This window comes from Pseudomonas sp. NPDC086251, assembly GCF_044746405.1.
GTDB lineage: Bacteria > Pseudomonadota > Gammaproteobacteria > Pseudomonadales > Pseudomonadaceae > Aquipseudomonas.
On the sequence record NZ_JBIVBY010000022.1, the window covers coordinates 81,201 to 106,162 of the forward strand.

Genomic DNA, 24,962 nt, shown 5'->3' on the forward strand with positions numbered 1-24,962 from the left:
GGCACCCAGGGTGGTTTCGAAGTTGCTTAATTAGTGACTGATGGCGCTTTTAGCCGTTCCTTTTTTCTGACCTTTGATCGCGTTATTGCCAAATGGCAGGATGAATGCGAAATAAATGCTAAGAACCTCTATACGGACAGGCTAAAATGCGCGCCCGGCTAACCGCTGATCCTTTTATAACGCGCCCCACAAGGTTCGCTACGTGATCGAGTTTCAAAACGTCCACAAAACCTACCGCGTCGCCGGTAAGGATATCCCCGCCCTGCATCCGACCAGTCTGACGATTGAGAATGGTCAGGTTTACGGCCTGATCGGTCATTCCGGCGCGGGAAAAAGTACCCTGCTGCGTCTGATCAATCGCCTGGAAAACGCCAGTGGCGGCAAGATCTTCGTCGACGGCGAAGAAGTCACCGCGCTCGACGCCAATAGCCTGCGGCGTTTCCGTCAGCAGGTCGGGATGATCTTCCAGCACTTCAACCTGCTGGCGTCCAAGACCGTAGCCGACAACGTCGCGCTGCCGTTGACCCTGGCGGGTGAATTGTCGCGCAGTGACATCGACCTGCGGGTGGCTGAGTTGCTGGCGCGGGTTGGCCTGTCCGACCACGCCAAAAAGTACCCGGCGCAATTGTCTGGCGGCCAGAAACAACGGGTGGGCATCGCCCGCGCTCTGGCGACCAAACCGAAAATCCTGCTGTGCGACGAAGCCACCAGTGCTCTGGACCCGCAGACCACGGCGTCGGTCCTGCAATTGCTGGCCGAGATCAATCGCGAGCTGAAGCTGACTATCGTGTTGATCACCCACGAGATGGATGTGATTCGCCGGGTCTGCGACCAGGTGGCGGTGATGGACGCTGGCGTGATCGTCGAGCAAGGTTCGGTGGCCGAGGTGTTCCTGCATCCGAAGCACCCGACCACCAAGCGCTTCGTGCAAGAAGACGAGCAGATTGACGAAAGCGAACAGCGTGACGACTTCGCTCATGTCCCGGGCCGCATCGTGCGCCTGACCTTCCAGGGTGAAGCGACCTACGCGCCGTTGCTGGGCACCGTCGCTCGCGAAACGGGTGTGGACTACAGCATCCTGGCCGGTCGTATCGACCGCATCAAAGACGTTCCCTACGGGCAACTCACCCTGGCCGTCACCGGTGGTGACATGGACGCGGCGTTTGCCCGCTTCACCGCGGCTGACGTCCACATGGAGGTGCTGCGCTAATGGAAGCCTTGACAAGTTTCTTCGCCAACATCGACTGGTTCGAAATCTGGCTGGCCACCGGCGACACCTTGCTGATGCTCGGCGGTTCGTTGCTGTTCACGGTGTTGCTCGGCCTGCCCCTGGGCGTGCTGTTGTTCCTGTGCAGCCCACGCCAGTTGCTGGAAGCCAAAGGCGTGTACGCGATGCTGTCGCTGGTGGTGAACATTCTGCGTTCGCTGCCGTTCATCATCCTGTTGATCGTGATGATTCCGTTCACCGTACTGATCACCGGCACCTCGCTGGGTGTTGCCGGTGCGATTCCACCGCTGGTGGTGGGCGCCACGCCGTTCTTCGCGCGACTGGTGGAAACCGCCCTGCGTGAAGTCGATCGCGGCATCATCGAGGCGACCCAGGCCATGGGCGCAACGACGCGGCAGATCATCACCAACGCCTTGCTGCCGGAAGCCCGTCCGGGCATCTTTGCAGCGATTACGGTGACAGCCATTACGCTGGTGTCCTACACGGCGATGGCCGGTGTGGTGGGCGCTGGTGGTTTGGGTGACCTGGCGATCCGTTTCGGTTACCAGCGTTTCCAGACCGATGTGATGGTTGTGACGGTGGTGTTGCTGCTGGTGCTGGTCCAGGTGCTGCAAACCGTTGGCGACAAATTGGTTGTCCACTTTTCTCGTAAATAAGCTTTTCTAAATAAATGCATGAGCCGGCCATTCGCTGGCAGGCGCCGAACGGGCGCCGCACAAGGAGTTAGCTGAATGAAAAAACTACTCGTCGCGTTCGCTGCCGTTGCAGCCTTTTCCGCCCATGCCGACACCCTGACCGTCGCAGCGACCCCGGTCCCGCACGCGGAAATCCTCGAATTCGTGAAGCCGGCACTGGCCAAAGAAGGCGTGGACCTGAAAGTCAAAGTCTTCACCGACTACATCCAGCCGAACGTACAGGTTGCGGAAAAACGCCTGGACGCCAACTTCTTCCAGCACCAGCCGTACCTCGATGAATTCAACAAGGCCAAGGGCACCAACCTGGTAGCTGTTGCCGGCGTGCACCTGGAACCGCTGGGCGCTTACTCCAGCAAGTACAAAGCACTGACCGAACTGCCAGGCGGCGCCAACGTGGTCATCCCGAACGACGCCACCAACGGCGGCCGTGCGCTGTTGCTGCTGGCCAAGGCTGGCCTGATCAAGTTGAAGGATTCGAACAACATCCTGGCGACCGTTAAGGACATCACCGAGAACACCAAGGACCTGAAAATCCGTGAACTGGAAGCCGCGACCATCCCGCGCGTGCTGACCCAGGTCGACCTGGCGCTGATCAACACCAACTACGCACTGGAAGCCAAGCTCGATCCGGCCAAGGATGCACTGGTCATCGAAGGCAGCGACTCGCCGTACGTGAACATCCTCGTGGCCCGCCCGGACGACAAGGACAGCGACGCGATGAAGAAACTGGTTGCCGCGCTGCACAGCCCGGAAGTGAAGGCGTTCATTCTCGAGAAGTACAAAGGCGCGGTCGTGCCGGCGTTCTGATCCGCGGATGTAACGAAAAAGGGGACGCCATGAGCGTCCCCTTTTTTATGCCGATTGTCCCGACCCTGTAGGAGCCAGGCTTGCCGGCGAAGGCGTCCGTGAGATCGCCTTCGCCGGCAAGCCTGGCTCCTACAGTGGGGGTGGTGCTTATTTGCGTTTGAGCATCACCGGCAACTGCGCCACCAACTTCACATTATTCAACGGCGCCCGAATAAACCCACGCTGCGTCCCATCCGGACCGATCACCGCCAGGTTGCCGCTGTGATCAACGGTATAATTCGGCTTGCTGGTGTCCGCTGGAATAAACGGAATGCTCACGGCATTGGCGAGCTTCTGAATGTCGTCCACCGATGAGGCCGTCAGCCCCTGGAACTGCGGATCAAAGTAGCCCAGATACTGCTTGAGCTGCTTCGGCGTGTCGCGATTCGGGTCGACGCTGACCAGGATGATCTGCAACTTATCCACAACCTCGGGCGGCAGTTCGCTTTTGATCTGGCGCAGTTGGGCGAGGGTGGTCGGGCAGATGTCCGGGCAGAAGGTGTAGCCGAAGAACAGCAGGCTCCACTTGTCTTTCAGCTCGTTGACCGCCACCGGTTTGCCGTCCTGGTCGGTCATCGTCACGTTCGGCAAATTACGGCTTTGCGGCAACAGGATGATGCCGGCGTCGATCAACGCGGTCGGGTCGCCCTGGCCTTTGCCGGACAGCACTTTGTTGATGGTCAGGCCCAGAACCAGCGCGATCAGGGCGACGAGGATGAAGACGGTTTTCTGAGTTCGAGTCATAGGTTCAACAGTAGGTAGTGGTCTACGAGCAGGGCGATAAACAGCAGGAACAAGTAGTAAATAGAGTACTTGAACGTGTTGATCGCCGCGTGCGGCCGAGTGCCACGGTACAGCACCACGGCCCATTGCAGAAACCTCGCGCCCAGTCCCAGCGCACAAATCAGGTAGAGCATGCCGCTCATGTGGATCACGTACGGCATCAGGCTGACGGCCAGCAGTGCGAAGGTATACAGCAGAATATGGACCTTGGTGTAGTGCTCGCCGTGGGTCACCGGCAGCATCGGAATGTCGGCTTTGGCGTATTCCTCTTTGCGGTGAATCGCCAGGGCCCAGAAGTGTGGCGGGGTCCAGGCGAAGATGATCAGCACCAGCAACAGCGGTTCGGCGCTGATGTGACCGGTGGCTGCGGTCCAGCCGAGCAGCGGCGGCGCGGCGCCGGCCAGGCCACCGATGACGATGTTCTGTGGCGTCGCGCGTTTCAGGAAACCGGTATAAACCACCGCGTAACCGAGCAGCGAGGCGAGGGTCAGCCAAGCGGTCAACGGATTAGTGAAGGCCAACAGAATGGCTTGGCCGAGCACGGCCAGCACCAGTGCGAACGTCAGCGCAGCCGCCGGTGACACCCGGCCTTCGGCCAAGGGCCGTTTGTGCGTGCGGGCCATCACCGCATCGATCCGCCGGTCCACCACATGATTGACCGCCGCCGCCCCACCGGCACACAGGGCAATCCCCAGGTTGCCGAACACCAGCACCGTCCACGGCACCCCGGCGCGGGTCGCGAGGAACATGCCCACCAGTGAAGTGATGAGCATCAGCACCACCACTTTCGGCTTGGTCAGCTCCAGGTAGTCACGCCAGATCGCCTGACTGTGATGTTCGCCAATCAGAGTCGCCATGGCATCTCTCCTTTTATTGTTATGGGCCCGGCCGAGTGTTTGCGCGGGCTGAACCGCCAGCGCGCAGGGGATTGCTGCTTGACCCGAACCAGACTGGTTCGCGCGTGATAATTGACCAGCACCATCGTCAGCAGCAACGCGGCGCCGCCCGCGTTATGGGCGACGGCCACCGGCAGTGGCAGATGAAACAACACGTTGCTGATGCCCAGGGTGATTTGTGCGGCGAGGGCGATCAGCACCAACCCGGCCAGGCGCGTCATGCCGACGACTTTCAGTTGCCAGGCCAACCCCAGCAGGGCAACAGTCACCAGCAGGGCGCCGATACGGTGCGTCAGATGAATTGCCGTGCGCGCATCGCTGTCCAGTTGCCCGCCGAGGTAGTTCGGGCCGATGTGTTGGGTCAGGTGAAAGCCGTTGGCGAAATCAGCCTGTGGCAGCCATTGCCCGTGACAGGTCGGGAAGTCGATGCAGGCCACCGCCGCGTAGTTGGAACTGACCCAGCCACCGAGGGCAATTTGCAGGATCACCAGCAGTAATCCGGCCGTCGCCCAGTACTGCAAGCGGCGCGGCACCGTCAGCGCCGGCAGTACGCCAGACAGTCTTAAGGTCAGCAGGAACAACAAACTCAACGTTGCAAACCCACCGAGCAAATGCCCGGTGACCACCTGCGGCCAGAGCTTGAGCGTCACCGTCCACATGCCAAATGCCGCTTGGGCGAACACCACCGCCAGTAGGAACAGCGGCAACTTCACCGGTTGCCCCGGATGACGCCGATGCACCCAGGCGCGACCGGCCAGCACCGAGATCAACATCCCCAGCGTCCCAGCGAAGTAACGGTGGACCATCTCGTTCCAGCCCTTGTGGGCTTCCACTGGCGCATCGGGAAAGTGCAATTCGGCATGGGCCAATTGGGCTTCGCTTTTCGGCACGCTGATAAAGCCGTAGCAGCCGGGCCAGTCCGGACAGCCGAGGCCGGCGTGGGTCAGGCGGGTGTAGGCGCCGAGCAACACCACAATCAGTGCCAGCAACGTGGCAAACAGCGCGAGGCGAAATCCAGGTTTGGCCATGACGATGCCCTTATCCGATGTTCGACAGTTTCAGCAGGTGACGCAGGTCGTTGAGCAGGTCCTTGCCCTTGACGGTCGGGTCGTAGCGCAGCACCAGATTGCCGTGCGGGTCGATGATCCATAGCTGCGGCACCGCCTGATCGCCCGTCGTCTTGCTGAAGGTGGTCAGGTCCATGGGGTAGCGTTGCAGTTGCGGGTATTCGCGGGTCAGCTTGGCTTCGTAATCGGCAGCCAGCGGTTGCGCGGCGGCCAACGCGTGGCTGGCGCGTGAAGCATCGCGACCGAGGCCGATCTGGATTTGTCGCGCCAGATACACCAGTTGCTGGCAGTCCACCGAACACTCCTTGGGCGCCGTCACCAGCATCTGCCAGCGGTCTTCCTGCGCCTGCACGCCGAGGTCGGCGCGGGTCTGGCCGTTGCCGATCAGTTCGCCGTGATAACTGCGCCCCTCCGGCACCCAGAACTGCAATTTGTACATGCCGGTGGCGAGGATCATCGGACCGATCACCCCGAGCAGGATCAGCAGCAACTGCAAGCGCCCCTTGCGCCGACTTGCCGGCGTTTTCGCCTCAGACATGCTGGGTGGATTCATGGCCGCTCCCATGGTGTTTCTCCTTTGCGTTGTGCCAGCCGAGATAGAGATATAGGCCGAGCAGGGCGATCGACATGGCGAACCACTGCACGGCATAAGCGATGTGTTTTTCCGGCCCCATGGCCACCACCGGCCAATCGGCCTGGTAGGACGCGGGACCGGCTTCTGCACGTAATTCGTAGGCAAACCCTTCACGGTCAAGCACTGCCCAGAGCTTCGCCGGCTCAACGGCTGTCACCAGCTGAGGCCAGGTTGTGGTGCTCGGATCGGCATGTAATTGAAAGGTCGCGCCGGGGGAGACGTAGACCGATGCATCGAGGCTCAACGGTTCTTTAGGCGTGGTGAATTGCGGCGGTGTGCGCCGATCGGGCCACGGCAGCCAGCCGCGATTGACCAGCAGCCAAAGCCCGGTCGCCTGATCCTGAAACGGTTGCAGCAACTCGACTCCAACCTTGCCGTCGCGCTGACGGTTATCCAGCAGCAGGCTGTGCGTCGCATCGAACTGGCCATGCAGGCGCACGCGGCGAAAAGCTGGATCTTCGGTGTGTTGCAGCTCGGTGCTGGCCATCGGTTCAGCGGCACGGCGTTCGGCGTAGCTTTGCAGCAGCGCGCTTTTCTCCGCGCCCCGGCTCAATTGCCAGAACCCGAGCGACACCAGCAGCGGCAGCAATAGCGCGACCACCAATGTCGGCACGATGCCCGGCCGGAAGCGCTTCATGGCATCGCCAGAAAGTCGCTAGTCGCGATAGCTATACTCAAGTGCATCGCCTTTCCCCCGGAGTCTCACCATGCTCAAAGCAGCTATCGTCCTGATGCTGATTGCCACGGTTGTCAGCCTGTTCAGCGGCCTGTTTTTTCTGGTCAAGGACGACAGCAGCTCGAACCGCCTCGTCATTGCCTTGAGTGTTCGTGTGGCGCTGGCCGCCATCACCGTCGGCTTGATTGCCTGGGGTTTTTTCAGCGGCCAGTTGGTGTCGCACGTGCCTTGGTAGGTGTAGGAGCGAGCAAGCTCGCTCCTACAACACGTAAACGAAAACGAACAACCCGATCCACACCACGTCCACGAAGTGCCAGTACCAACTCGCCGCTTCAAAACCGAACTGGTGCTCGTTATCGAAGTGCCCGCGCATGATCCGCATCAGCATCACGAACAGGATGATGGTGCCGATGGTCACGTGGGCGCCGTGGAAACCGGTGAGCATGAAGAAGGTCGCGCCGTAGATGCCGGAACCGAGGGTCAGGCCCAGTTCGTGGTAGGCGTGCAGGTACTCTTCGGCCTGGAAGCCAAGGAACGCGCAACCCAGCAACACGGTGATCGCCAGCCAGATTTTCAGCGCACCGCGATGGCCCTTCTTCAAGGCATGGTGGGCGATGGTCACGGTGACGCTGGAGCTGACCAGTAAAACTGTATTGAGCAGTGGCAGGCCCCAAGGGCTGATGACTTCCTTGGGCGGCGGGAACAGTTTCGAGTCGGGGTTATTCAGCAATGGCCAGGTGAACTGGAAGTTTGGCCACAGCATGTGGGCGATGCCTTTGGCGCCCTCGCCACCGAGGGCCGGGCCGGACACGTGACGCACATAAAACAGGGCACCGAAGAAGGCGATGAAGAACATCACCTCCGAGAAGATGAACCAGCTCATGCCCCAGCGAAACGAGCGATCCATCTGTGCGCTGTACAACCCGCCGCGGCTTTCCTTGATCACCGTACCGAACCAGCCGAACAGCATGTAAGCCAGCAGCAGCCCGCCGACGAAAAAGATCAGCGGGCCGTGGGATTCCGGCCGCGCCGCTTTCAGGTCATTGAACCAGGTGGCCAGGCCGAACACTGTCGTGAGCATGCCGACCGTGGCGATAATCGGCCATTTGCTCTGGGCCGGTACGTAATAGTGTTCATGAGTTGCCATTTATTGTTCTCCTTATCGGGCACGCTCAGCCGCCAGTGTTTACGGCTACCGGTGGATGTCGGGCGGTGATATCGAACAGCGTGTAGGACAGCGTCAGGTGCTTCACATCCTTGGGCATGTCACGGTCAACAATGAAACGTACCGGCATCTCGATCCGCTCACCGGGCTGCAACACTTGCTGGGTAAAGCAGAAACATTCGGTCTTGTGGAAATAGGCCGCCGCGTTGCTCGGCGCGATGCTCGGAACCGCCTGGGCGCTCATCGGCCGATCTGTGGGGTTGTGCGCGATGAAGATCATCTCGTTCACCGCCCCCGGGTTTGCGATCAGCTCATCGCCTTTCGGGTAGAAATCCCAGGACATGTCGGCCGAGTTGGTCGACAGAAACTGCACGCGCACCTGCCGCGACGTGTCGACCGTTTGCTCGCCTTCGTACTGCCCGGCCGTCTTGCCGTTGATGCCGAAGGCCTTGCACATCACGTCGTAGATCGGCACCAGGGCAAAACCGAAGACAAACATCGCCACCACCACCATCAGTAGACGCGTGACCAGCTTTTTCAACGAAATTGAATCAGCCATGATTCCAAACCTCTGCCCATAACCCTGTAGGAGCGAGCTCGCTCGCGAAAAAACCGAGAGCGCCACGGCGTGTCAGGCTCCCGGCGTTTTCGTTGACGTCCATCGCGAGCAGGCTCGCTCCTACAGTCATTTCACTTCCGGCGGCGTGGTGAACGTGTGATACGGCGCCGGTGACGGAATACTCCACTCCAGCCCTTCAGCCCCATCCCACGGTTTGGCCGGTGCAGGCGGGCCGCCGCGGATGGTCTTGATCACGATGAACAGGAAGAAGATCTGCGTGGTGCCGAACATGAACGCGCCAATCGACGAGACCATGTTGAAGTCGGCGAATTGCAGGTTGTAGTCCGGAATCCGCCGTGGCATGCCCGCCAGCCCCACGAAGTGCATCGGGAAGAACGCCATGTTCATGCCGATGAACGAGAGCCAGAAGTGCAGCTTGCCGAGGGTTTCGTCGTACATGTGCCCGGTCCACTTCGGCATCCAGTAATACGCCGAGGCAAAGATCCCGAAGATCGCTCCCGGTACCAGCACGTAGTGGAAGTGCGCGACCACGAAGTAGGTGTCCTGGTACTGGAAGTCCGCCGGGGCGATGGCCAGCATCAGCCCGGAGAAACCGCCGATGGAGAACAGGATGACGAACGCCACCGCAAACAACATCGGCGTCTCGAAGGTCAGCGAGCCCTGCCACATGGTGCTCGCCCAGTTGAACACCTTCACGCCAGTGGGCACGGCGATCAGCAGCGTGGCGTACATGAAGAACAGCTCGCCCACCAGCGGAATGCCGACCACGAACATGTGGTGCGCCCAGACGATAAACGACAGGAACGCAATGCTTGCCGTGGCGTAGACCATCGAGGTGTAGCCGAACAACGGCTTGCGCGAGAAGGTCGGGATGATCGAGCTGACGGCACCGAAGGCCGGCAGGATCATGATGTACACCTCGGGATGGCCGAAGAACCAGAACACGTGCTGGAACAACACCGGATCACCGCCACCGGCGGCACTGAAGAAGCTGGTGCCGAAGTGGATGTCCATCAGCATCATCGTCACGCAGCCCGCCAGTACCGGCATCACCGCGATCAGCAGGAACGCAGTGATCAGCCAGGTCCAGACGAACAGCGGCATTTTCATCAGCGTCATGCCGGGGGCGCGCAGGTTGAGGATGGTCGCGATCACATTGATCGCGCCCATGATCGAACTGATCCCCATCAAGTGGATGGCGAAGATGAAGAACGTCACGCTTTCCGGTGCGTAGGTTGTCGACAGCGGGGCGTAGAACGTCCAGCCGAAGTTCGGTCCGCCACCGGGGGTGAACAGGGTCGACACCAGCAGGATGAACGCCGCTGGCAACAGCCAGAAGCTGAAGTTGTTCATCCGTGGCAGGGCCATGTCCGGCGCGCCGATCATCAACGGGATCATCCAGTTGGCGAGGCCGACGAAGGCCGGCATCACCGCACCGAACACCATGACCAGACCGTGCATGGTGGTCATCTGGTTGAAGAACGCCGGTTCGACGATTTGCAGCCCGGGCTGGAACAGCTCGGCGCGAATCACCATCGCGAACGAACCGCCCAACAGGAACATGGAAAACGCGAACCACAGGTACAGCGTGCCGATGTCCTTGTGGTTGGTGGTCAGCACCCAACGCATCAGGCCTTTGGCCGGGCCGTGGGCGTGATCGGTGGCATGACCATGGTCATCGATGACGGCGCTCATGGCGTGTCTCCTGCAAACAGATGGGCTGGGCAGGCCGGGGCGCGCTGCCCCGACCGGTTCCTTAGATGCGCAATAGACCGGGTCATTTGCTTTCCGCCTGTTTCAGCTCCAGCACTTCTTTAGGAGTGACCATGTCGCCCTTGTTGTTGCCCCAGGCGTTACGTTCGTAGGTCACGACCGCCGCGATATCGACTTCCGAGAGCTGCTTGCCGAACGCCGCCATGGCGGTGCCAGGCTTGCCGTGGAAGACAATGCTCAGGTGACCTTCTTTAGGTCCTGTAGCGATTTTCGAGCCCTTGAGTGCCGGGAACATCGGCGGCAGGCCCTGACCTTCGGCCTGGTGACAGGCCACACAGGTGGTGTGATAAATCTTGTCGCCGCGTTCCTTGAGCTCGTCGAGGGTCCATTCCTTGCTGGTCAGCTCTTTGAGCTGCAGGGCTTCAGCCTTGCGCTCGCCCAGCCATTTTTCGTAGTCGGCCTTTTCCTTGACCTCGACCACGATGGGCATGAAGCCGTGGTCCTTGCCGCACAGTTCGGCGCACTGGCCCCGGTAGAGGCCGGGCTTTTCGATTCGGGTCCAGGCTTCGTTGACGAACCCCGGAATCGCATCGCGCTTGACCGCGAAGGCCGGCACCCACCACGAGTGGATAACGTCGGCGGAGGTCACGAGAAAACGCACCTTGGCGCCAATCGGCAGCACCAGCGGCTTGTCGACTTCGAGCAAGTAATGCTCGCCTTTGGCTTCCTTGTTGTGGATCTGGTCGGCGGGTGTGGTCAGGTTGCTGAAGAACTCAACGTCCTGGCCCAGGTATTTGTAGTGCCACTTCCACTGATAGCCGGTGACCTGGATATCGATATCCGGCTCACTGGCGTCGTACATCTTGATCAGGGTGGCGGTCGCCGGAATCGCCATCGCCACCAGGATCAGGAACGGCACGATGGTCCAGAGGATTTCGACGGTGGTGCTTTCATGAAATTTTGCGGCCACCTGCCCGGTCGAGCGACGGTGGAGAATCATCGACCAGAACATGGCGCCGAAGACGATGATGCCGATCACTACGCAGATCCAGAAAATGGTCATGTGCAGGTCAAATACTGCGTGACTGATTTCAGTCGCTCCAGGCGCCATATTCACAGTCCAGGCAGCGTGTGCCGGGCTGAAAATTGACCACAACAGGAGGCCCATCCAGACGTGTGGATGTCGCATCATTGCGGGTTCCCCTTATCGTTCTTGTTATCCCGCCGGCTTTCACCTGCGGCAAGGGAGCGGCTTTTTCAGACTACGAACTTGAATCGCCGAGCCTTGCTGCGTGTGCAGTCGGGCGTCATCAGCTAACTCCATTCCCACCCGAGTATAGACAGCGAGTGCGACCTCGCAATGTGATGGCGTAAATGATCTGAAACAGCTGGGACTTGCGTTCAAGGTCACGAATGGAGAAGGATGCAGACGAGTGGTGGCGAATGGATATAACTCTGAGCTCTCAAGGATGAAACAATTATGACAAATGCGTCTTAGCCCTTTTCATAAGCCAGCTAAGTTATGTCTTCCCTATTTCATTGCCTTTGTTTCCTGGAGTTTTCATGAACACCGCCGCATTGCGCGAGCAGATCCAAAAAGCCCAACAACATGAAGCCGAGACCGGCCTGCTGACTCGTCAGCTGGAAAGCAAACTGCCTCACCTGCACCCGTCGATCCAATTACCCGAGGCGGATGCCAACGGCGTGTTGACGCGTTTTGTCGCCGCCTACATCGATGAAGTGCCTGATCTGCTGGATGCAGCCAATGAAGTTGCCAGGGAAGCGGGTATCGAGTCGCAAATCAAACCGGTGCTGAAAATCGCCGAACAGTACTTTCTCCAGCCGCCGGACATCATGTCCGGGCACATCGGGCTTGATAGCCTGCTGGATGAAGCCTATCTGGCGCATCGGTTTGTCGAAGAGGTCAATGACCTGTACATCAAGCATTTTGGCCAGCCACTGATCCCATTGGACATGACTGTCGCCAACCTCATTGCCCACCAATTGATCGGTGAGGAATTTGCCAACCAACTGGATGAAGTGGTGCACCACGCGGTGGACAGCATGCTCGACGACGAAAGCTTTGCGCTGGAGTCGGTGGAAATCTACCGCGAAAAACTCAGCAGCCCGGATACGGGCGCTGCGTGGAAGCGCTGGCCGTGCATGTCGCGCCGCTTGGGCGTCGGCCTGGAGCTGGAGCAGCCCGCTGCATAAAGCTGCAACCCACCTGTAGGAGCGAGGCTTGCCCGCGAAGGCGTCCTCAAGTACGCCAAAAGCTTCGCGGGCAAGCCTCGCTCCTACAGGTGATTTAGCCGGTCGCACCGACTCCGGTGGTTGTACGCAATCGGCCTTCCAGCCTGCGCTTCAAACCCCGCGCCTCAATCAGCAGCTTCGAACCCTTCGCCGCATTCGCCCGGCCCCACTCCTCCAGCAATTCCAGACACGAATGATCGATGTAGCTCAGGTTATTGAGCGGCACATGCACCGTCGCGCCTGCCGGAATCGTGCCCAACACCTGGGTCAGCGCTGGCACCTTGAGAAAGGTTGCCGCACCCATCAGCCGTAATTCCATTTCACCATCATTGGGCAGATCGATCAGGCTGATCTTCAGTCGCGAGGCTTTCCAGGCGAGCTTGGCCAAGGTCAGACCGAAGCCGATCAGCACGCCGGTCAGCAAGTCGGTGAAGATGATTGCCAGTGCGGTCGCCGCGTACGTGAACATCGGCATCCGGCCATAACGGCCCAAGCCACGAAAGGCTTTCAGGTCGACCAGCTTGAAGCCGGTGTAAACCAGCACACCCGCCAGGCTTGCCACCGGAATGCTTTGCAACACGCTGGACAGCAACAACACGAACGCCAGCAGCCACAAACCGTGGAAGATCGCCGACATTCGCGTGGTGGCGCCGGCCTGGACGTTGGCCGAGCTGCGCACGATCACGCCGGTCATGGGTAATGCGCCGAGCAGGCCACAGAGCATATTGCCGACACCTTGTGCCGATAACTCCCGGTCAAAGTCCGAACGCTGGCCGCTGTGCATACGGTCAACGGCCGCGGCCGAAAGCAGCGTTTCGGCACTGGCGATGAAGGCCACGGCAAACGCGGCGATCAGCAACGTCGGATCGGCCAGGTTGAGCAAATCCGCAGGTTTCAGCCAGTCGATGGCCTCTGCCAGATTGGCCGGTACCTCCACGCGTTTGACTTGCAGTGCGAGTATCAGGCTGGCAATCGTCGCCAGACCGACACCGAGCAACGCACCCGGAACAAAACGCAGGGAGTGCGGACGGAATTTTTCCCACAAGTACATCACGGCAATGGTCGATAGGCCCAGCAAACCTGCCTGCCAGCCAAACGACGGCAAAGCCTGAGCGACGGCGGCCGGGAAGGCTGACAGGTTATCCAGTCCGGAAGGCTTGGGCACCGCGTCGAGCATCACATGCACTTGCGATAGCACGATCAGCACGCCAATCCCGGCGAGCATGCCATAGACCACCGCTGGCGCCGTCACCCGAAACCAGCAGCCGAGCTTCAAGCGCCCGGCCACCAGTTGCAGAAAACCCGCCAGCAGCAGGATTGGGCCAAGCATGGCGATACCGTGCTGGCGCACCAGTTCGAACACCAACACGGCCAAACCCGCCGCCGGGCCGCTGACTTGCAGCGGCGAACCGGCAAGCCAGCCCACGACCAGACCACCAATGATCCCGGTGATCAAACCTTTGGCGGGCGGCAGCCCTGAGGCGATGGCAATACCCATGCACAAGGGCAGGGCGACCAGAAACACGACCACCGAAGCCAACAGCTCCCGTGGCAGAACAGCTTTTAATTGCGCAGCACGCATAGGGATTCTCCCGAAGTTTTCTTCAGGCATGGCAAAGCCAGGCTGCTTGATCAGCAGCCATGGCTAAACCACACAAGGATTTAGGAGGTTTTAGAAGCGCGCCTTGGGCGTCGCCACCGGAATCGGATGGCTGCCATCGAGCGGCAGGAAACAACCCTGATCCGCGTCGTAAGCTCTGATTTCGCTGGTTTCGATGTTGTAGATCCAACCATGGATAAACAGATGACCATTGGCCATGCGCGAGGCTACCGACGGATGCGTGCGCAAATGCTGCAACTGAGCGATCACATTTTCCTCGGTGAGGACGTGCATGCTTTCGTTTTCGTCAGCGCAATGACAGTTTTCCTGGACCATGGTTTTCGCCACTTCGGCATGACGCAACCAGGCTTTGACCGTGGGCATTTTTTCCAGGCTTTGCGGGTTGAGTACCGCGCGCATCGCACCGCAGTCGGAGTGCCCACAAATGATGATGTGCTGCACGCCGAGGGCCAGGACCGCGTATTCGATGGCCGTGGAAACACCGCCGTTCATCTGCCCATAAGGCGGAACGACGTTGCCGACGTTGCGGGTCACGAACAGGTCGCCGGGGGCGCTTTGGGTGATCAGCTCAGGAACGATGCGCGAATCGGCGCAGGCGATGAACATCGCCCTGGGGCTCTGGGCCGTGGCGAGTTTTTTGAAGAGTTCTTCCTGCTGTGGAAAAACCTCATGATGAAAATGCAAAAAGCCGTCAACGATATGCTGCAACGCTGCATCGGCGGTTTCCGCCTCCGGTTGGGCTGAAGCCGACGCAGCCAGCGGCTGTTTATCCTTGTCACTCATGATTCATCCTCTTTGGCGGAGTCAGGGAATTTTCCCGTTTTGTCCGGTGTGAAGCCAGTGGCTGTTTAAAAAACATCCAGGCCGAAGATCTCGACCCGTCAGTCACTCGATGAACAAGGTAGCCGTTGAAACTTAACTCAAACTGAATGAAACGCTCTAGAACGTGTGTTCCAGGTCACAAAAAACGTGACCAGCCTAATGGCAAAGCGCCTTTCCAACCACTCAACCATAGGCCAATTGTCCTTAAATCAACGACATTTGGCGACCCGGCGGACAGAAGGCATCGCAATCCAGATTAAATCCTTCCCGACGATTAAGCCCCAGACGCTTGATGGTTTTGGCAAAGCGTTGCGCCAAGAGGTCGGCGAACGGTCCTTCGCCGCGCATCCGGGCGCCAAACCGACTGTCGTAGAGCTCACCGCCACGGCTTTGGCGAATCAGGCTCAACACATGCGCGGCACGTTGAGGATAGTGGGCCGCCAGCCATTCTTCGAACAGCGGCGCCACTTCCAGAGGCAGGCGCAGCATCATGTAAGCGGCACTCTGCGCGCCCGCTGCATGGGCCTCGGTGAGCAGGCTTTCGAGTTCGCTGTCATTGATCATTGGAATCATCGGCGAACAGAGCACCCCCACCGGTATTCCCGCTTCGCGCATCACCCGGATGGCCCGCAGTCGAGCCTTGGGTGCTGCGGCGCGGGGTTCGAGGATGCGTTTGAGTTCATCGTCCAGGGTCGTCAGGCTGATCATTACAGCCACCAACCGTTGCCGGGCAAGTTCGGCCAGCAGGTCCAGGTCGCGAAGAATCAGCGAGCCTTTGGTAATGATGGTTACCGGATGGCGATAACGCAGCAGCACTTCGAGGGTTTGCCGGGTGATCTTGTGTTCGCGTTCGATCGGTTGATAAGGATCGGTGTTGGAACCCAGGTTGATCGGTGCACATTGGTAGCCGCGCTTGCAGAGCTGTTCTTCCAGCACATCGGCAGCGTTGGTCTTGGCGATCAGCTTGGTTTCGAAATCCAGCCCCGGCGACATATCCCAATAGGCGTGGCTGGGCCGCGCGTAACAATAGATGCACCCGTGCTCGCAGCCGCGATAAGGATTGATCGAGCGATCGAAGGGCAGGTCCGGCGAGTTGTTGCGGGTGATGATGGTTTTCGCGGTCTCGATGCGCACTTCGGTGCCTTGGGTCATCGGCGCTTCCTGATACCAGCCGTCGTCCTCGGCCACCGAGCGACTGGGGGCGAAGCGGTTATGCGGATTGGTCGCGGTGCCGCGACCGCGTGGGGGCAATGGCGTATTCATCGGGAGAACCCTTGATGCTGTATGTGCATACAGTATCGCAGGGCGCATCGGCGAGCCACTGCCGTTCGGCGCTTTCTCACCTTAATGGATACAAAGGTAGAAATGCGCTTTTGCGTTTTATGCAATTGAGAGTTACATATGAATAATGGCTTTGCCGTTATAGTTGTCTGTATTGTTTGAGTCGCTGTAAAACTAAATATGGATATCACTAAAAGGATTTAATAATGTCTAACTTCAATCAACGTGGCATTTTTCTGCAAAAACTTGGTCCGAGCATTGTCGAGCCGGACGAAGTATTAGTCTCCCTGCAGTTTGCTTTGAAAGAGCCGGGCCTGAATGGTGATGGCACACCCATGGAGCGTTTGCTCGACTCCACTACTTACTATGCTTCGTCATACGATGGTGGCCAAACTTTCAGCATTGATAATGCTCGAGACGTGGATGGCGATGGCGACATCGATGATAGCGATAAGGCAAAACTGCTGGCACTGGCCAAAGCTTACGCAAATATTGTCAATCCGTAATTGATGTGTGCCAGTCAATCTGACTGGCACAGGTTGGATGATCTGCTGCGCATGGGGTCCATACGCAGCAGCTTGGGCGCATGGGGAAAGTATGATGTGGGTACCAGGTGATACAGGCGTATTTCTACAGCGAGTAGAAACTCCTGAAGTTAACAAGGTAATTATAAGATTAGTGCGAGAACAAAGTGCGGGGCTTTATACCAACGTAACCACCATGGTGTTACATATAACGGCCGGGACTGAAGAATACAAACTCGACTACGATCCCTGGTCTGATGTAGACGTGATTCCAGATAACAGTATTGATGAGAAAGATGTAGGCGCTATTACTCAACTGGCTCTCGCCTTCTACCGTCAACCGGTCATTGACCCTGGCTACGGAGTTTTTCTCACTCTTGAACCAGAAGACATTGTTGATATCTTTGATCCGGATAAACCAGTTGAACCTGTCCCTCCTCAGAGAATCGGAGTGCAAATTGAAGTGCTGGATATGGAGGACGGTGATGAGTCGGAGTTCGACTATGCCTTGACTGCTTTATCCGTGGACGATGGCGCAAGTTTTATAGTCCGAAGGATCAATCCCTACACCGGCATTGTTCGCATCCAGGGGCTGGACGACCTGCTCAAGTCTTTCATCAAGCTAAAATTGTAAGTCCGAGCCTTCTGAAGGCTTGGCAGCACCGTTTCACGATTCATTGACACCCCCCTCACAGGGCTTTGACCGCTCAGGGGCGATTCTGGATGCCAACATCCAGACTCTCTGAACGGTCACCCAAGCATGTCACTACCGCGCTGTATCCCTGCGATATGCCTATCGCTGGTCGCAATTTTCAACCAGACCCTGGCTCACGCTGACGACACCGCTTTGCACCGTCCTGCGGAGTGGGCTCAATCCGTCGAGGTGCAATACAACCTCTATCAAATGTCGCCGACGCTCTATCGAAGCGCACTACCAGACCAGGGTGCCGTGTCATTACTGCAAAAGCTCAAGATCGCCACCGTTATCAATTTCCTGCCCGAATCGGATTCAAGCTGGTTATCCACGCCAGATATCGCACAGGTACAACTGCCTTATCGCACCAATCACGTGGATGACGCGGATGTAATCAAGGCCTTGCGCACCATTCAAGCCGCCGAAGCCAAAGGCCCGGTACTGATGCACTGCAAACATGGTTCGGACCGCACCGGCCTGATGGCCGCGATGTACCGTGTGGTGGTGCAGGGTTGGAGCAAGGATGATGCGCTGAGCGAAATGACCCAGGGCGGTTTTGGCGACAGTACCCATTTCAAGGACGGTGTTCGTTACATGATGCAGGCCGATGTCGACAAGCTTCGCACGGCGCTGGCCAACGGCGATTGCAGTACCAGCCCGTTTGCCGCGTGCTCGATGAAAAGCTGGTTCAAGTCGGCCCACGTTGAATAAATTGCCCCCCACTGCATTGCACAGTGAGGGGGCAGCTATCAGTGCTGCTCGTCAGGCTTTTTCTTCAGCTTTGGGTTCGGGAAAAACTGCACGGCCTGAACCTTGGCGTCCGGCACTTTCAACGCTGAAGTGTTAACCCGCGTGCCCAACTCCTTGGGCACGGACAGGCCTTGTTCATTCAACGTGTCGGAATAACCGCAGGCCACGCATTCACGATGCGGGACTTCGTCTTCGTTCCACATCATCAACTTGTCCGGCTCGCTGCAGGCCGGGCAGACCGCCCCGGCGATAAAGCGTCTTTTGGTAATCACAGGACCCTCACTCATGCTGCCGCGACCTCACTCAGGCCGCTATGGCGCAAGAGTGCGTCAATCGACGGCGGACGTCCGCGGAAGTCGACGAACAGCACCATCGGCTCCTGAGAACCACCGCGCGCCAGGATCGCCTCGCGGAACGCGCGACCGGTGTCGGCGTTGAGTACGCCCTCTTCTTCGAATTTCGAGAAGGCATCGGCCGACAGCACTTCAGCCCACTTGTAGCTGTAGTAACCCGCCGCGTAACCGCCGGCGAAGATGTGGGCGAAACTGTTCGGGAAGCGGTTGTAGGCCGGCGGACGCATGACCGAGACCTCATCGCGCACACCTTCGAGCACTTGCAGCACGCTGCGGCCGTCGCCGTGGGTGGCGTGCAGTTCGAAGTCGAACAGCGAGAACTCCAATTGGCGAACCATCATCAGGCCGGACTGGAAGTTCTTCGCCGCGAGCATTTTCTCCAGCAGGTCCTGAGGCAACGGTTCGCCGCTTTCGTAATGACCGGAAATCAGCGCCAGGCCTTCCGGCTCCCAGCACCAGTTTTCCATGAACTGGCTTGGCAACTCGACCGCATCCCACGCCACGCCGTTAATGCCGGACACGCCGGCGTGTTCGACGCGGGTCAGCAGGTGATGCAGGCCATGGCCGAACTCGTGGAACAGAGTGGTCACTTCATCGTGGGTCAGCAGCGCAGGCTTGCCGCTGTCGGCCGGGGTGAAGTTGCACACCAGATTGGCCACCGGGCTTTGCAGTACGCCTTCAATCGTACGACGACGGTCACGTGCGCCGTCCATCCAGGCACCGCCGCGCTTGTTCGCGCGGGCATACAGGTCGAAAAAGAAGCGCCCGACGTGCTGGCCGTTTTCCTTGATTTCGAACAGGCGAACATCCGGATGCCAGGTGTCGAAGCCTTTCAGTTCGGCGATCTCGATGCCGTACAGACGTTGAACGATGGCGAACAAGCCACCCAACACCTTGTCGATCGGGAAGTAGGCGCGAAGAGCTTCCTGGGCCACGCTGTAGCGCTGCTCGCGAAGTTTTTCGCCGTAGAAACCGCTGTCCCAGCTTTGCAGATCCGGGCAGCCTTGTTCGGCGGCGTAGGCTTTGAGCTGCTGCAGATCCTGGGCGGCGAATGGTTTGCTGCGCTTGGCCAGATCACGCAGGAAACTGAGAACCTGATCGCTCGATTCAGCCATTTTGGTGGCCAGGCTCAGCTCCGAAAAGCTGGCGAAACCCAACAGCCTGGCCAGTTCCTGACGCAGGTCGAGGATTTCTTCCATGACCGGGCCGTTATCGTTCTGACCGGCATTCGGGCCCTGATCCGACGCGCGGGTGCAGTACGCTGCGTAAACTTCTTCGCGCAGGTTGCGGTCCTGGGCGTAGGTCATCACCGCGTAGTAGCTCGGGAATTCCAGAGTGATCAGCCAGCCGTCCAGGTCTTTGGCCTGGGCGGCGGCAGCCATCTGCGCCTTGGCCGAATCGGTCAGGCCTGCCAGGGTTGCTTCATCGGTGACATGCTTGGTCCAGGCCTGAGTCGCGTCGAGCAACTGGTTGGAGAAGCGGCTGCCCAGCTCCGACAATTTGCTCTGCACTTCGGCGTAACGCTTTTGTTCGGCTTCCGGCAGGTCGATACCCGACAGACGGAAGTCACGCAGGGAGTGTTCCAGGATAGTTTTCTGCGCCACATCAAAACCGGCAGCTTCCGGGCTGCTGGCCAGGGCTTCGAAGGCTTCGAACAGTTCGCGATTCTGGCCCAGCTCGGTAGAGTAGGCGCTCAATGCTGGAAGGCAGGACTCGTAGGCTTCACGCAGCTCGGCGTTGTTGCACACGGCATTCAGGTGGCTGACCGGGCTCCAGGCCGCGCCCAGACGGTCATTGAGTTCATCCATCGCCAGCACCAGGCCGGCCCAGGTCGGTTGTTTGCCCTGGGTCTTGAGGATCTCGATAATGGCGGCACGGTTGTCAGCCAGGATCTGGTCAATGGCCGGTTGCACGTGTTCGGCACGGATCGCCGAGAACGGCGGCAGGTCGTAGGACTGCAAAAGAGGGTTGTTCACGCTCACGGTTGGCACCTTGGCTGGAAGAAACATGGAGCCATCTTAATTACAATCGACGCTCACCGCAGCTATCAGCAACAGAGAGAAACCCTATCGTGACCCTTCGCAAGTATCAGAACCACATGCCGCTGCTCGGCAAAGGCGCTTTTGTCGACGGCTCGGCGGTGGTGATCGGCGACGTCGAAATCGGCGAAGACAGCTCCGTTTGGCCGCTGACGGTGATCCGAGGCGACATGCACCGCATCCGCATTGGTGCGCGCACCAGCGTGCAGGACGGCTGCGTGTTGCACATTACCCACGCCGGGCCGTTCAATCCCGATGGCTTCCCGTTGCTGATCGGCGACGATGTGACCATCGCTCACAAGGTCATGCTTCACGGTTGCTCGGTGGGCAGTCGGGTTTTGATCGGCATGGGCAGCATTGTGATGGACGGTGCAGTGGTCGCGGACGATGTGATTATCGGCGCCGGCAGCCTGGTGCCCCCAGGCAAGCGCCTGGAAAGCGGTTTCCTTTATGTGGGCAGTCCGGTGAAACAGGTTCGGCCGCTGACGGACAAGGAAAAAGCCTTTTTCACCTACAGCGCAGCGAATTACGTGAAGCTGAAGGACCTGCATCTTGCCGAAGGCTACGACTCGCTCTAAGCCTCTAATAAAGCGTCTCGCTATTGCTCAGGAATTTTCATGCATTACCAAACCGTTTTGTTCGACCTCGATGGCACCCTGACCGACCCGCGCGAAGGAATCACCCGTTCGATCCAGTTCGCCTTGAGCAAATTGGGGATCGACGAGCCTGACCTGACCAAACTTGAGCACTTCATCGGCCCGCCGTTGTTGCAGGCGTTCATGCAGTTCTACGATTTCGACGAAGCCAAGGCCTGGGAGGCGGTCAACTTTTACCGTGAACGCTTCAAGGTCACCGGCCTGTACGAGAATCGCGTCTTTGACGGCGTCACGCCGCTGTTGGAAACCCTTGGCGGGCAAGGGCGCCAGCTGTACATCGCGACGTCCAAGCCATGGATCTTTGCCCGGGAAATCGCCCGACACTTCGACTTCGCCAAACACTTCAAAGTGATCTACGGCAGCGAACTGGACGGAACCCGCACGAATAAAGTCGAGCTGATTGCCCACCTGATGGCCGAAGAAGGCCTGGACCCGGCCAACACCTTGATGATCGGCGACCGCAAACACGACTTGATCGGCGCGCGCAGTAATGGTCTGGACGCCGCAGCCGTTGGTTATGGTTTTGGCAGCCGGGAAGAATTGAGCGCAGAAGCACCGGCCTATCACTTCGAGACGCTGGACGAGATGCATCAGGCGTTTTTGCAGCGCTGATCACATCCATTCGCGGGCAAGCCCGCTCCCACACATCCAATGGCGTTCACCTATTTTGTGCTCGCCACGAACACTGTGGGAGCGGGCTTGCCCGCGAAGAGGCCCGCCCGCCACCGAAATTTTATGACCCCGCCAGAACCTTCAGCGCCGCCTTACGCTCGCCAACCGGCAACGCCCCCAGCTTCTCGACCGCCGCATAAAACTTCACCCAATCCCCATCCACTTGCCTGAACAACGTGGCAAACGCCGGCACCCATTGGTCATACAGGCCAAATGGCAGCAACCGGGCATTGTTCATCGGGGCATTGATCCAGGCGTCATAGCGCTTGTCACCGGCCCATTGGCTGTCGCGCAGCTGCCGGTATTCACGTCGCAATCGCTCGAACTCGGCGGCTTTGCGCTGACGCATCTGTTCTGCCGGCAGCGGCAGTGCGTAAAGCCGTTCCAATCGTGTGCGGGTATCCAAAACCAGCTGAATGAACTGGTCGCGGTGTCGCGCCTGTTCGCCGTTTTCCGGCGCCAGGCCGCGTTCGGCGCGCCATTGGCGGGTGCCTTCCTGCTCGACGAAGGTGGCGAAAGACTCGTTGAATTCGGTGTCGTCCTTCACATAGAAGCGCTGATGGGCCAGCTCATGAAAGATCAGCGTGGCCAATCGTTCGTCGCCCCAGCCCATCATCGAGCTGATAATCGGATCGTTGAACCAGCCGAGCGTCGAATAAGCCTCGACCCCGCCAATCGAAACGTCCATACCTTGCAGGCGTTGCAAGGCGGCCTCGCCACGGGCGGCGCTCTGGCTGTAATAGCCGCGATAGGCGACGCAACCGGCGACTGGGAAGCAATGATTCTGCGGCGTCAGGGAAAATTCCGGCGTGGCGAAGACATTCCAGACCACGAACGGCCGGCCAATGTCGGCGTACAGGCGATAGCTCTGGTTGTCCGGCAGATGCAGCTGTTGGCTGGCGAACGTCCGGGCCTTTTGCGATTGAGTCAGGTGCGCACGCAATTGTTGATCACGCCCGGGATCGGCAATCACCTTGGCAACTGGCTCCCGCGCCCGCAGCAATTGCAGCTGACCACTGGCCAACTGACCGTAGTAGCTGACGCTGGCGCAGCCGTTGAGCAATAAAAACAACACACCCGGAAACAAAATGCGAAAAACGCGATCAAGTAACCCAAGGCTTGGAAGCGGCCTGATCAAAATAAAATCTTCCCTGGAGAGTCTGCCCGCAAGACTATCCCGCCTGACTGGAGCTCCGCTATGCGCATGTTGATGCTGACAGGAAGCCTGCTGATGTTGGCAGGTTGTGCTGGTTTCGGATTACCCCCTCATGATCCGGCACAAGCGTGGATCGACCTGGATTCTAAACAGGAGGACACGGCCTTGCTGGCGCTGGGGGTCGATAACCAGGCCACCACCGACAAGCGCTATTTCGAGGTTCAGCCCGGCAGCCATGAACTGACAGTTCGTTATCAATTCCCGGTCCAGCCGACCAATATCGGCCCCGACGCCGAGCCGCTGTGGCGTGACTGTCAGATGAATGTGAAATTCAAGGGCTTCAACGCCGGCGAACGCTATCAGCTGCAAGCGGGGAATATCGGCTTTCGTCCGTGGCTCAAGCTCTATGATCAGCAGCGAAAAGTGATTGGCCAAGGCACACCGGCAGGCTGCCAACGTAGCTGATCGGCGTTATGCTCAATGGACCAATTGTTTGGGACATTCATCATGAGCAGGTTGATGCTGTTGCTCGCTGCAAGTGTCGTTGCCGGTTGCCAGAGCCCATTGCCGGCGGTTAACCCGCAGATGGCCTGGGTCGAGTTCTCTACGCCGTTCCCTAACGATAAATTGCTGATGGCCGAGCGACTGGACAAACAGCGATTGCGCGACGGGCGTTTTTTCCAGGTCACGCCCGGCAGCCATGAGCTGATCGTTCGATTCGACTTTGAAGTTCCCGGTGGCGGGGGGTTGAGTACGATGAGCCCCACGGAACGGCTGTGCTACCTGACCATCAACTACGACAATTTCGAAGCAGGCCAGCGTTATGTGCTGGTTGGCCAGTCAATAGCGTTTACGCCCGGCGCCCGGTTGTACAACGCCAAGCGCGAAATCGTCGCTGAAGATCGAGAGTCTTATTGCCTCATGTGAGGAAAATCAGCGGTCGTTTTTCTGGTAGATGATTTTCTTGGTGCCGTTTTCGCACGAGCCAACGACCATGTTCTGATCGTGCACTTCGTCATTGGTGACGATTTCCAGGGTGTAAGAAGAGACGTTGTTGGCCTGGATCTTGGCTTCGATTTCGGCCTTGAGTTCTTCACAGGATTTCGGTGCCGCCAGGGCCGATGTGGCCAGCGCGCAACAGATAACCGCCAAGGCAAAACGTTTCATGGTTGAAGCTCCTTTGAGGCAGCGCGCACCGAAATGCGTTTTTGCTGCTGTCAATAATTCGACCACAGTTTCGCAAAGCGAGTTCTGATATCGCTCACAAACCTCAGGTTTAGCCGTTTGGGTGGTGTCGTTTATTAGATCGCCTTCGCGAGCCTGCTCGCGAAGGCGTCGGCGCCGATCAGTTGACCAACGTCGCCTCCAGGCTGATCTTCGCATTCAGCACTTTGGACACCGGGCAACCTTCCTTGGCCTTGTTGCTCAGTTCCTCGAATTGCGCCTGAGTGGCACCGGGGATTTTCGCCTTGAGGATCAATTTCACCGCGGTGATCGAAAAACCACCGTCCACCTGAACCAGAGTGACTTCGGCATTGGTATCGATGCTGTCCGCCTTGAGGCCGGCATCACCGAGAATCATTGAAAACGCCATGGAGAAACAGCCCGCGTGGGCCGCGCCGATCAGTTCTTCCGGGTTGGTGCCCTTGCCGCCTTCGAAACGCGCCTTGAAGCCGTAGGGTGCTTCTCTGAGGACACCGGTTTCTGTGGAAATCGAGCCGATGCCGGTTTTCAGATCACCTTCCCAATGAGCCGATGCTTTCTTCGTGATAGCCATGTCTGCCTCCTCAAGATCCGGCGCGAAGCGTCGCGCCTTCGTGGTTTTCGGTCGCTAGGGTTCTGAGGATAGACCGTGGTG

29 protein-coding genes are annotated in these 24,962 nt (G+C 58.7%); 12 read left to right on the forward strand and 17 right to left on the reverse strand.

All coding sequences use genetic code 11. The features are described 5' to 3' along the window. Positions 1-202: 202 nt before the first annotated feature. The 3 genes from ACIPL2_RS23875 (at position 203) to ACIPL2_RS23885 (ending at position 2,730) form a co-directional block, all read left to right on the forward strand. A complete protein-coding gene (locus ACIPL2_RS23875) occupies positions 203-1,210 on the forward strand; it encodes a methionine ABC transporter ATP-binding protein (RefSeq protein WP_401360421.1) in 1,008 nt (335 codons plus the stop codon). Further along, positions 1,210-1,884 carry a methionine ABC transporter permease gene (locus tag ACIPL2_RS23880; RefSeq protein ID WP_008002212.1) on the forward strand — a complete coding sequence of 225 codons (675 nt, stop codon included), beginning with the start codon at positions 1,210-1,212 and terminating at the stop codon, positions 1,882-1,884. The genes ACIPL2_RS23875 and ACIPL2_RS23880 overlap by 1 nt, the downstream gene beginning before the upstream one ends. A 75-nt stretch (positions 1,885-1,959) precedes the next feature. Continuing rightward, positions 1,960-2,730 carry a MetQ/NlpA family ABC transporter substrate-binding protein gene (locus ACIPL2_RS23885; protein ID WP_401360423.1) on the forward strand — a complete coding sequence of 257 codons (771 nt, stop codon included), beginning with the start codon at positions 1,960-1,962 and terminating at the stop codon, positions 2,728-2,730. A 147-nt stretch (positions 2,731-2,877) separates the two neighbouring features. On the opposite strand, the gene ACIPL2_RS23890 is transcribed toward ACIPL2_RS23885, so the two are convergent. From ACIPL2_RS23890 to ACIPL2_RS23910, 5 genes are read right to left on the reverse strand one after another with little or no spacing between them, the layout of a single operon-like run. Further along, positions 2,878-3,513: an SCO family protein gene (locus ACIPL2_RS23890; protein ID WP_401360425.1), complete on the reverse strand. Its 636-nt coding sequence runs from the start codon at positions 3,511-3,513 to the stop codon at positions 2,878-2,880. After that, entirely contained in the window at positions 3,510-4,409 is a 900-nt protein-coding gene (cyoE, locus tag ACIPL2_RS23895) for a heme o synthase (RefSeq protein WP_401360427.1), read from the reverse strand. The genes ACIPL2_RS23890 and cyoE overlap by 4 nt, the downstream gene beginning before the upstream one ends. Beyond that, on the reverse strand, positions 4,397-5,476 hold the full coding sequence (locus tag ACIPL2_RS23900; protein ID WP_401360429.1) for a heme A synthase: 1,080 nt from the start codon (positions 5,474-5,476) through the stop codon (positions 4,397-4,399). Before ACIPL2_RS23900 ends, cyoE begins: the two co-directional genes overlap by 13 nt. Positions 5,477-5,486: 10 nt before the next feature. Then, on the reverse strand, positions 5,487-6,080 hold the full coding sequence (locus tag ACIPL2_RS23905; protein ID WP_401360431.1) for a hypothetical protein: 594 nt from the start codon (positions 6,078-6,080) through the stop codon (positions 5,487-5,489). After that, a complete protein-coding gene (locus ACIPL2_RS23910) occupies positions 6,046-6,786 on the reverse strand; it encodes an SURF1 family protein (RefSeq protein ID WP_401360433.1) in 741 nt (246 codons plus the stop codon). The genes ACIPL2_RS23905 and ACIPL2_RS23910 overlap by 35 nt, the downstream gene beginning before the upstream one ends. A 70-nt stretch (positions 6,787-6,856) precedes the next feature. Here ACIPL2_RS23910 and ACIPL2_RS23915 point away from each other — a divergent pair, with 70 nt between their 5' ends. Beyond that, on the forward strand, positions 6,857-7,060 hold the full coding sequence (locus tag ACIPL2_RS23915) for a twin transmembrane helix small protein (RefSeq protein WP_008152470.1): 204 nt from the start codon (positions 6,857-6,859) through the stop codon (positions 7,058-7,060). A gap of 24 nt (positions 7,061-7,084) precedes the next feature. Here ACIPL2_RS23915 and ACIPL2_RS23920 read toward each other — a convergent pair whose 3' ends face one another. The 4 genes from ACIPL2_RS23920 to coxB all read right to left on the reverse strand — a co-directional run bounded on the left by ACIPL2_RS23920 (position 7,085) and on the right by coxB (position 11,475). After that, positions 7,085-7,972 (reverse strand): cytochrome c oxidase subunit 3, encoded by an 888-nt coding sequence (locus tag ACIPL2_RS23920; protein WP_401360435.1) that lies wholly within the window; start codon positions 7,970-7,972, stop codon positions 7,085-7,087. Between the two features lie 25 nt (positions 7,973-7,997). After that, on the reverse strand, positions 7,998-8,549 hold the full coding sequence (locus ACIPL2_RS23925) for a cytochrome c oxidase assembly protein (RefSeq protein ID WP_059403699.1): 552 nt from the start codon (positions 8,547-8,549) through the stop codon (positions 7,998-8,000). A gap of 126 nt (positions 8,550-8,675) precedes the next feature. Continuing rightward, positions 8,676-10,265 (reverse strand): cytochrome c oxidase subunit I, encoded by a 1,590-nt coding sequence (gene ctaD / locus ACIPL2_RS23930; RefSeq protein WP_059403698.1) that lies wholly within the window; start codon positions 10,263-10,265, stop codon positions 8,676-8,678. Positions 10,266-10,347: 82 nt separating this feature from the next. Further along, positions 10,348-11,475: a cytochrome c oxidase subunit II gene (gene coxB, locus ACIPL2_RS23935; protein ID WP_401360438.1), complete on the reverse strand. Its 1,128-nt coding sequence runs from the start codon at positions 11,473-11,475 to the stop codon at positions 10,348-10,350. 371 nt (positions 11,476-11,846) lie between these two features. Between coxB and ACIPL2_RS23940 the strand changes: the two genes are divergently transcribed. Beyond that, positions 11,847-12,497: a hypothetical protein gene (locus ACIPL2_RS23940; RefSeq protein WP_401360440.1), complete on the forward strand. Its 651-nt coding sequence runs from the start codon at positions 11,847-11,849 to the stop codon at positions 12,495-12,497. Between the two features lie 94 nt (positions 12,498-12,591). On the opposite strand, the gene ACIPL2_RS23945 is transcribed toward ACIPL2_RS23940, so the two are convergent. The 3 genes from ACIPL2_RS23945 to ACIPL2_RS23955 form a co-directional block, all read right to left on the reverse strand. Next, on the reverse strand, positions 12,592-14,118 hold the full coding sequence (locus ACIPL2_RS23945) for a SulP family inorganic anion transporter (RefSeq protein WP_401360442.1): 1,527 nt from the start codon (positions 14,116-14,118) through the stop codon (positions 12,592-12,594). A gap of 90 nt (positions 14,119-14,208) precedes the next feature. Further along, the gene (locus tag ACIPL2_RS23950) at positions 14,209-14,940 is read right to left on the reverse strand and encodes a carbonic anhydrase (RefSeq protein ID WP_059403694.1); all 732 of its coding nucleotides are present in this window, start codon (positions 14,938-14,940) and stop codon (positions 14,209-14,211) included. Between the two features lie 243 nt (positions 14,941-15,183). Next, on the reverse strand, positions 15,184-16,242 hold the full coding sequence (locus ACIPL2_RS23955) for a PA0069 family radical SAM protein (RefSeq protein WP_401360444.1): 1,059 nt from the start codon (positions 16,240-16,242) through the stop codon (positions 15,184-15,186). Positions 16,243-16,466: 224 nt separating this feature from the next. Between ACIPL2_RS23955 and ACIPL2_RS23960 the strand changes: the two genes are divergently transcribed. From ACIPL2_RS23960 to ACIPL2_RS23970, 3 genes are all read left to right on the forward strand, one after another. Then, a complete protein-coding gene (locus ACIPL2_RS23960) occupies positions 16,467-16,766 on the forward strand; it encodes a hypothetical protein (protein WP_401360446.1) in 300 nt (99 codons plus the stop codon). A 91-nt stretch (positions 16,767-16,857) separates the two neighbouring features. Continuing rightward, complete coding sequence (locus ACIPL2_RS23965) at positions 16,858-17,418, forward strand: hypothetical protein (RefSeq protein ID WP_401360448.1); 561 nt, start codon at positions 16,858-16,860, stop codon at positions 17,416-17,418. 126 nt (positions 17,419-17,544) lie between these two features. Further along, positions 17,545-18,189 (forward strand): dual specificity protein phosphatase family protein, encoded by a 645-nt coding sequence (locus tag ACIPL2_RS23970; protein WP_401360450.1) that lies wholly within the window; start codon positions 17,545-17,547, stop codon positions 18,187-18,189. Positions 18,190-18,227: 38 nt separating this feature from the next. On the opposite strand, the gene ACIPL2_RS23975 is transcribed toward ACIPL2_RS23970, so the two are convergent. After that, positions 18,228-18,515: a YheV family putative zinc ribbon protein gene (locus ACIPL2_RS23975; RefSeq protein WP_059403677.1), complete on the reverse strand. Its 288-nt coding sequence runs from the start codon at positions 18,513-18,515 to the stop codon at positions 18,228-18,230. Next, on the reverse strand, positions 18,512-20,590 hold the full coding sequence (prlC, locus tag ACIPL2_RS23980) for an oligopeptidase A (protein ID WP_401360452.1): 2,079 nt from the start codon (positions 20,588-20,590) through the stop codon (positions 18,512-18,514). The genes ACIPL2_RS23975 and prlC overlap by 4 nt, the downstream gene beginning before the upstream one ends. 62 nt (positions 20,591-20,652) lie before the next feature. On the opposite strand from prlC, the gene ACIPL2_RS23985 reads away from it, so the two are divergent. Then, entirely contained in the window at positions 20,653-21,198 is a 546-nt protein-coding gene (locus ACIPL2_RS23985) for a gamma carbonic anhydrase family protein (RefSeq protein WP_401360454.1), read from the forward strand. 39 nt (positions 21,199-21,237) lie between these two features. Continuing rightward, on the forward strand, positions 21,238-21,888 hold the full coding sequence (locus ACIPL2_RS23990) for an HAD family hydrolase (protein WP_401360456.1): 651 nt from the start codon (positions 21,238-21,240) through the stop codon (positions 21,886-21,888). A gap of 121 nt (positions 21,889-22,009) precedes the next feature. Here the strand turns inward: ACIPL2_RS23990 and ACIPL2_RS23995 are convergent, their stop codons facing one another. Beyond that, the gene (locus ACIPL2_RS23995; RefSeq protein ID WP_401360458.1) at positions 22,010-23,086 is read right to left on the reverse strand and encodes an aminopeptidase; all 1,077 of its coding nucleotides are present in this window, start codon (positions 23,084-23,086) and stop codon (positions 22,010-22,012) included. A gap of 60 nt (positions 23,087-23,146) precedes the next feature. Between ACIPL2_RS23995 and ACIPL2_RS24000 the strand changes: the two genes are divergently transcribed. Next, positions 23,147-23,569 carry a hypothetical protein gene (locus ACIPL2_RS24000; RefSeq protein ID WP_401360460.1) on the forward strand — a complete coding sequence of 141 codons (423 nt, stop codon included), beginning with the start codon at positions 23,147-23,149 and terminating at the stop codon, positions 23,567-23,569. Between the two features lie 42 nt (positions 23,570-23,611). Continuing rightward, positions 23,612-24,031, forward strand: coding sequence for a hypothetical protein (locus tag ACIPL2_RS24005; protein WP_401360462.1), 420 nt, complete (start codon positions 23,612-23,614; stop codon positions 24,029-24,031). Positions 24,032-24,037: 6 nt separating this feature from the next. Here ACIPL2_RS24005 and ACIPL2_RS24010 read toward each other — a convergent pair whose 3' ends face one another. Together ACIPL2_RS24010 and ACIPL2_RS24015 are read right to left on the reverse strand one after the other, a co-directional pair. Continuing rightward, positions 24,038-24,271 (reverse strand): DUF1161 domain-containing protein, encoded by a 234-nt coding sequence (locus tag ACIPL2_RS24010; RefSeq protein ID WP_059403671.1) that lies wholly within the window; start codon positions 24,269-24,271, stop codon positions 24,038-24,040. Between the two features lie 178 nt (positions 24,272-24,449). Beyond that, positions 24,450-24,881 carry an OsmC family protein gene (locus tag ACIPL2_RS24015; RefSeq protein WP_401360464.1) on the reverse strand — a complete coding sequence of 144 codons (432 nt, stop codon included), beginning with the start codon at positions 24,879-24,881 and terminating at the stop codon, positions 24,450-24,452. Positions 24,882-24,962: the final 81 nt, after the last annotated feature.